7 protein-coding genes and 2 rRNA genes are annotated in these 7,060 nt (G+C 57.2%); 7 read left to right on the forward strand and 2 right to left on the reverse strand.

All coding sequences use genetic code 11. The features are described 5' to 3' along the window. Nucleotides 1-22 precede the first annotated feature (22 nt). From AD669_RS23770 to AD669_RS23800, 7 genes are all read left to right on the forward strand, one after another. Nucleotides 23-1,417: an ethanolamine ammonia-lyase subunit EutB gene (locus tag AD669_RS23770; protein WP_053124208.1), complete on the forward strand. Its 1,395-nt coding sequence runs from the start codon at nt 23-25 to the stop codon at nt 1,415-1,417. Continuing rightward, nucleotides 1,414-2,247: an ethanolamine ammonia-lyase subunit EutC gene (gene eutC / locus AD669_RS23775; protein ID WP_371262385.1), complete on the forward strand. Its 834-nt coding sequence runs from the start codon at nt 1,414-1,416 to the stop codon at nt 2,245-2,247. The genes AD669_RS23770 and eutC overlap by 4 nt, the downstream gene beginning before the upstream one ends. Nucleotides 2,248-2,363: 116 nt before the next feature. Next, nucleotides 2,364-2,825 (forward strand): N-acetyltransferase, encoded by a 462-nt coding sequence (locus AD669_RS23780; protein ID WP_003228592.1) that lies wholly within the window; start codon nt 2,364-2,366, stop codon nt 2,823-2,825. 224 nt (nt 2,826-3,049) lie between these two features. Next, complete coding sequence (locus tag AD669_RS23785; protein WP_053124211.1) at nt 3,050-3,700, forward strand: DedA family protein; 651 nt, start codon at nt 3,050-3,052, stop codon at nt 3,698-3,700. A gap of 3 nt (nt 3,701-3,703) precedes the next feature. Beyond that, complete coding sequence (locus tag AD669_RS23790) at nt 3,704-4,516, forward strand: zinc-dependent peptidase (RefSeq protein WP_053124213.1); 813 nt, start codon at nt 3,704-3,706, stop codon at nt 4,514-4,516. 121 nt (nt 4,517-4,637) lie between these two features. After that, nucleotides 4,638-5,165 (forward strand): inorganic diphosphatase, encoded by a 528-nt coding sequence (gene ppa, locus AD669_RS23795; RefSeq protein WP_003205933.1) that lies wholly within the window; start codon nt 4,638-4,640, stop codon nt 5,163-5,165. 222 nt (nt 5,166-5,387) lie between these two features. Further along, nucleotides 5,388-6,131 (forward strand): helix-turn-helix transcriptional regulator, encoded by a 744-nt coding sequence (locus AD669_RS23800; protein ID WP_053124215.1) that lies wholly within the window; start codon nt 5,388-5,390, stop codon nt 6,129-6,131. 449 nt (nt 6,132-6,580) lie between these two features. Here AD669_RS23800 and rrf read toward each other — a convergent pair. After that, nucleotides 6,581-6,696, reverse strand: a 5S ribosomal RNA gene (gene rrf / locus AD669_RS23805). Nucleotides 6,697-6,864: 168 nt separating this feature from the next. Beyond that, a 23S ribosomal RNA gene (locus tag AD669_RS23810) occupies nt 6,865-7,060 on the reverse strand; the annotation flags it as partial.

The following is a 7,060-nucleotide window of genomic DNA, read 5'->3' on the forward strand; positions in this document are numbered from 1 at the left end:
TTATCGATTACAGGAGGATATCGTGGCCGCATTCGCCCATTCCGTCGGCGCCCAGACCTATCGCTTCGACAGCCTCAAGGACGTCATGGCCAAGGCCAGCCCGGCGCGCTCCGGAGATTTCCTCGCCGGTGTCGCCGCGCTCAATGATGGCGAACGCGTGGCGGCACAAATGGCGTTGGCCGACATCCCGCTCACGCATTTCCTGCAAGAAGCGCTGATCCCCTACGAATCCGATGAAGTCACCCGACTGATCATCGACACCCACGACAAACAGGCCTTCGCCGTGGTCAGCCACCTCACCGTCGGCGGCTTCCGCGACTGGTTGCTCAGCGACGCCGCCGATGAAACCAGCCTGCGCAACCTCGCCCCCGGCCTGACGCCGGAAATGGTCGCCGCCGTGTCGAAAATCATGCGCGTGCAGGATTTGGTATTGGTCGCGCAGAAGATCCGCGTGGTGACGAAATTTCGCGGCACTCTCGGCCTGCGCGGGCGCCTGTCTACGCGTCTGCAACCGAACCACCCGACCGACGAACCCTCCGGCATCGCCGCGAGCATTCTCGACGGTCTGCTCTACGGCAACGGCGACGCGATGATCGGCATCAACCCGGCCACCGACAGCATTGCCTCGATTTGCGCGATGCTGGAAATGCTCGATGCGATCATCCAGCGCTACGACATTCCGACTCAAGCCTGCGTGCTCACCCACGTCACCACCTCGATCGAGGCGATCAACCGGGGCGTGCCGCTGGATCTGGTGTTCCAGTCGATTGCCGGCACCGAAGCGGCCAACGCCAGTTTCGGTATCAACCTGAATGTCTTGCAGGAGGGTTATGACGCCGGCCTGAGCCTTAATCGCGGCACCCTCGGGCAAAACCTGATGTATTTCGAAACCGGTCAAGGCAGCGCGCTGTCGGCCAACGCTCACCACGGTGTCGATCAACAGACCTGCGAGACCCGAGCCTACGCCGTGGCACGGCATTTCAAACCGTTTCTGGTGAACACCGTCGTAGGATTTATCGGCCCGGAATACCTCTACAACGGCAAACAGATCATCCGCGCCGGCCTTGAAGACCACTTCTGCGGCAAGCTCCTCGGCGTGCCGATGGGTTGCGACATCTGCTACACCAACCACGCCGAAGCCGACCAGGACGACATGGACACCCTGCTGACTCTGCTCGGTGTCGCCGGGATCAACTTCATCATGGGCATCCCCGGCTCCGACGACATCATGCTCAATTACCAGACCACTTCGTTTCATGACGCGCTCTACGCTCGCCAGACACTAGGCCTGAAACCAGCCCCGGAATTTGAACAATGGCTGGCCAACATGGGCATCTTCACGCAGGCGGACGGCAAGGTTCGCTTCGGTAACAATCTGCCGCCGGCCTTCCGCCAGGCGCTGGCGCAACTGGGATGAGTCGCATGGATAAACCGCCCGTCGATCCGCAAAACCCTTGGCTGGAACTGCGCCGCCTGACCCCGGCGCGGATTGCCCTTGGCCGCACCGGCACCAGTTTGCCGACCAGCGCACAACTGGATTTCCAGTTTGCTCACGCTCAGGCGCGTGATGCGGTGCACTTGCCGTTTGATCACGCGGGGCTCAGTGCGCAATTAAGTGAACGAGGGCGTGAGAGTTTGCTGCTTCACAGTGCGGCGCTGGATCGCAACAGCTACCTGCAACGCCCGGATCTGGGACGCAAACTCAGCGATGACTCGGCGCAAAGTCTTCGCGGCTACTTGGCCGCGCACCCCGGCGGGGTCGATCTGGTCATTGTCGTCGCAGATGGCTTGTCGGCACTGGCAGTGCATCGCCACACACTGCCGTTTATCAACCGGCTGGAAGAACAAATGAGCGGCGATGGCTGGTCAATCGCCCCGGTGGTCTTGGTGGAACAGGGCCGCGTCGCCATCGGCGATGAAATCGGGCAATTGCTCGGCGCGAAAATGGTGGTGATGCTGATTGGTGAGCGCCCGGGCCTCAGTTCGCCGGACAGCTTGGGGCTGTATTTCACCTACAACCCAAAAGTCGGCCTGACCGATGCCTATCGCAACTGCATTTCCAATGTCCGGCTGGAGGGTTTGAGCTACGGCATGGCGGCGCATCGCTTGCTGTACCTGATGCGCGAGGCGTGCCGGCGGCAGCTGTCGGGGGTCAATCTGAAGGATGAAGCGCAAGTTCAGACGCTGGAGTCGGATGCAGGTCAGGACATGAAAGGAAACTTCCTACTGGATCCGCCGCCAAACTGAACCGTTTCTGCATTGCGTTTCTGATCCTGTTTGAGGCAGGATCGATGCACGGCCGCCAGGGTTTACCGTCGCCGTCACAACACGTGAAGACAGCCACTTGAAGGACGAGACCTGACATGCGGATTATCCAAGCGACTCTTGAACACCTCGATTTGCTCACGCCGTTGTTCGTCAAATACCGCGAGTTTTATGGCTCCCTGCCTTATCCCGACTCGTCCCGCGCCTTCCTCGAAAAACGCCTGCGCCGCAAGGAATCGGTGATTTATCTGGCGCTGGCCGATGATGACGACAAAAAGCTCATGGGTTTCTGTCAGCTCTATCCGAGCTTTTCATCGCTGTCACTCAAGCGTGTGTGGATCCTCAACGACATCTACGTCGCCGAAGACGCCCGCCGCCAACTGGTCGCCGACAACCTGATCCGCACTGCGAAGAAGATGGCCAAGGAAACCCAGGCTGTGCGCATGCGCGTCTCGACCAGCAGCAACAACGAAGTGGCGCAGAAAACCTACGAATCGATTGGGTTCAAGGAAGACACCGAGTTCAAGAACTACGTGTTGCCGATCAGCGACGAGCTCTGAAGTCAAAAGATCGCAGCCTTCGGCAGCTCCTACGGGGCTGCGATCCACTCCCTGACAATTACTCACACACCGACATCCCTCGCTACAAAACCAACGCGCTTTTGATGTTTCAGGCCGTATAATCTCGAGCTTCCCAGCTTGTAAGAAAAACTACACCTCGCTGTAGGCTTACACGAAGTTATCCGCACAGGCCTGCCGAGTCGGGCCGCCATACAGGTGCCTCCATGGATTTCAACCCGCTCGACCTGATCCTGCATCTCGACGTTTATCTCGATTTGCTGGTTAACAACTACGGGCCGTGGATCTACGCCATCCTGTTTCTGGTGATTTTCTGCGAAACCGGTCTGGTGGTGATGCCATTCTTGCCGGGTGATTCGCTGCTGTTCATCGCCGGTGCCGTGGCGGCTGGCGGCGGCATGGATCCAGTACTGCTGGGCGGTTTGCTGATGCTCGCGGCGATTCTCGGCGACAGTACCAATTACGTGATCGGACGAACGGCCGGCGAGAAGCTGTTCAGCAATCCGAACTCGAAAATCTTCCGTCGTGACTATCTGCAAAAGACCCATGACTTCTACGACAAGCACGGCGGCAAAACCGTAACGCTTGCGCGCTTTCTACCGATCATCCGTACCTTCGCTCCGTTCGTGGCAGGCGTTGCGCGTATGCCGTATCCGCGCTTCTTCGGTTTCAGTGTTCTGGGTACGATCCTCTGGGTGGGTGGCCTCGTGACGCTGGGCTACTTCTTCGGCAACGTTCCGTTCATCAAGAAGAACCTGTCGTTGCTGGTTGTTGCGATCATCTTGCTGTCTCTCATTCCGATGATCATCGGCGTGGTGCGCAGCCGTTTTGGCGGCACTAAAGCCCAATCGCACTAAGCGATGTGGTCGCTAAGCGCCTGGCGGCGTCGACGCATCCTCGCCAAGCATCCGATTGCCGACGACATGTGGCAACGGGTGCGCCACCACCTGAGTTTTCTTGACGGCATCACTGCTGCCGAAGATCAGTGGCTGCGCGAAGCCTGCGTCCTGTTCCTCGAAGAAAAACACCTGACCGCCCTGCCAGGCGTCGAACTGCATCAGGAACAACGCCTGCTGCTTGCCGCTCAGGCGCAATTGCCGCTGCTCAATCTTGGTGATCTGAATTGGTATCAAGGCTTCCACGAAATCGTCCTTTATCCCGATGACTTTGTCAGCCCGCAACGACACCGCGATGCCAGCGGCGTCGAGCACGAATGGGATGGCGAACACAGCGGCGAAGCCTGGCAGCAGGGGCCGATTATTCTCGCCTGGCCTGGGGTGATGGCCAGTGGTGGCTGGGAAGGTTACAACCTGGTGATCCACGAGCTGGCGCACAAACTCGACATGCTCAATGGCGATGCCAATGGCCTGCCACCGCTGCACGCGGACATGCGCGTCAGCGACTGGGCCGAGGTGATGCAGGCCGCTTACGATGATCTTGACGGTCAACTGGAGCGTAATCCTGACGCCGAGACCGCGATCGATCCTTACGCGGCTGAGAATCCGGCAGAGTTCTTTGCCGTCACCAGTGAGTACTTCTTCAGCGCACCCGATCTGCTCCATGAGACTTATCCACAGGTCTATGAGCAGTTGCGACTTTTCTATCGTCAGGATCCATTGAGCAGGTTGCGGCAACTTCAGGCCAGCGACCCGGTCTATCAGGCTCACGACTAAGCTCTGCACGACCTTCAGGACTTTCGGTGAATGGCGTCGACGGCAGAATATGCCTATAATCGCCGCCACTTTTTGGTCAATCCGGCCAAGTGTTTTTGGTCAACTACGGGGGCAACGCCCAATGAGCTACAGCAAGATTCCGGCTGGCAAAGACCTGCCGAACGACATCTACGTCGCGATCGAGATTCCGGCCAACCACGCGCCGATCAAATACGAAATCGACAAAGACAGCGATTGCCTGTTCGTTGACCGTTTCATGGCCACCCCAATGTTCTACCCGGCCAACTACGGTTACATCCCGAACACCCTGGCTGACGACGGTGATCCCCTCGACGTTCTGGTTGTAACCCCTTACCCGGTTGCGCCAGGCTCGGTTATCCGTGCACGTCCGGTTGGCATCCTGAACATGACCGACGACGGCGGCGGCGATGCCAAAGTCATCGCAGTCCCACACGACAAGCTGTCCCAGCTGTACGTGGACGTTAAGGAATACACCGACCTGCCACCTCTGCTGATCCAGCAGATCGAGCACTTCTTCGCGAACTACAAAGATCTCGAAAAAGGCAAATGGGTCAAGATCGAAGGCTGGGCCGGTGCAGACGCCGCCCGCGAAGCAATCACCAAGTCGGTTGCTGCCTACAAAGGCTAAGACGCTTCGGCTCGCGTGATGCTTGAAGAAAACCCCGGATATCCGGGGTTTTTTTATCGACGTGAGCCAGTCGCTTAAACAGGCTGTTTATCGCTCTCTTGATATTGTTGTGACCTGTTTAATTTCCCACAAGAACGTCTTACATCCCGTCGTAAAATTCAGCCTGCTTTTGAACGCTCGGTTTATTCAAACCGCTCTGGCACGGCCGTAGACTCCGTGTTTATGAGAAAGAACACGAGCGGTCCAAGATTCAAGGCACTCCTGGAAGCAGCGAACATCTCCACCACGGGATTCGCAAAGTTCTGGGGCACGGAAGCCCAAAATGTCCACAACTGGTACACCCGGGGCGTCCCGGCGTATCGCATGGAAGAGGTCTCACGCCTGCTGTCCGTGAACAGCGAATGGCTGAAGACTGGCGAAGGCCACAAGGAGTCGCCGCGTCTCCATGCCCCTGCCAGCAATGGCGACACCTTCGACGCCCAATCTGTGCGCGGCGTCTATACGGTCATTGATCCCAACGACATCGACCTGGTGTTTTTCAATGAGAAACCTCTCACCGATACCGGCAAAACACACGTCATCGAAGATACGGATCAATCCATCCGCCTGCTTCGCGCGCAGCTGGATCAACTTGAAATAAAACACTCTGACGCTATCTGTGCACGCATGATCGGCAACAGCATGGCCGAGCGAATCGAAGACGGATCCATCGTTGCCATTGATCGAGGACTGACTCAGGTCGTCGATGGTGAGATCTATGCGATCGAACACGACGGGATGTTGCGCATCAAGTATCTGCATCGCATGCCGGGCAATGGCTTACGCCTGCGTAGCCACAACAGTGCCGAGTACCCGGACGAGATCTTCCGTGCAGCGCAACTGGACGAGCAGCGGATTCATATTCTGGGCTGGGTGTTCTGGTGGTCGACACTGAGCAAGCGTCGGCCGGTGGTGCCGTTTCTCTAATGATCGTCAGTGCACAACGCTATTTCTGATGCTTTGACAGCTCTAATCCGCACTTCGGGCTGGGAATCTGCGGTAAAAATCAGTATCCTTCGCCCCACATTTGCGCATCGACCCGCCCTGCGGTTCTGATAGCGCCCGACGCGGCAGACCAACCTCTGACCAAGTCCCACAGCCGGACGCAAGATCCGGGTGTACGTTTTGAAGGCTGGCGCGGTTTACCAAAAATGAACCAAGCCAGTCCCCGAGAAGCCGGCCACAAGCCGGCTTTTTAATGCCCGCCAGAAAGACACTCACCTGTTAATTCCCTCGCTGCTGACTCACTTCGGCCTGTCAGGTTGCGTCGTGCTGGGTGGCGGCTGTCCATTGTCTTGTTAAAAACTCTTTCGGTGACTTTCCTGCGGGCAAAACAAAACCCCAACTGCATTCGCAATTGGGGTTTCGGAATTTAATCTTGACGATGACCTACTCTCACATGGGGAAACCCCACACTACCATCGGCGATGCATCGTTTCACTGCTGAGTTCGGGATGGGATCAGGTGGTTCCAACGCTCTATGGTCGTCAAGAAATTCGGGTACTGAGTCGTGACCAGATGGCCTCGCTTCAGCAAATTGGGTATGTGACAGCTTTCGGTGTTTGTGAACATCGAACTTTCGGTTCGTTTCGTCTTCACACACCGCAATCTGGTCTCTCTCGTCTTTTCAACTAGGAGCATCAAATTGCTTGGGTGTTATATGGTCAAGCCTCACGGGCAATTAGTATTGGTTAGCTCAACGCCTCACAGCGCTTACACACCCAACCTATCAACGTCGTAGTCTTCGACGGCCCTTCAGGGAACTCAAGGTTCCAGTGAGATCTCATCTTGAGGCTAGTTTCCCGCTTAGATGCTTTCAGCGGTTATCTATTCCGAACATAGCTACCCGGCAATGC

The sequence above is a fragment of the Pseudomonas sp. P1.31 genome, from assembly GCF_001269815.1.
Classification (GTDB): domain Bacteria; phylum Pseudomonadota; class Gammaproteobacteria; order Pseudomonadales; family Pseudomonadaceae; genus Aquipseudomonas; species Aquipseudomonas rustica.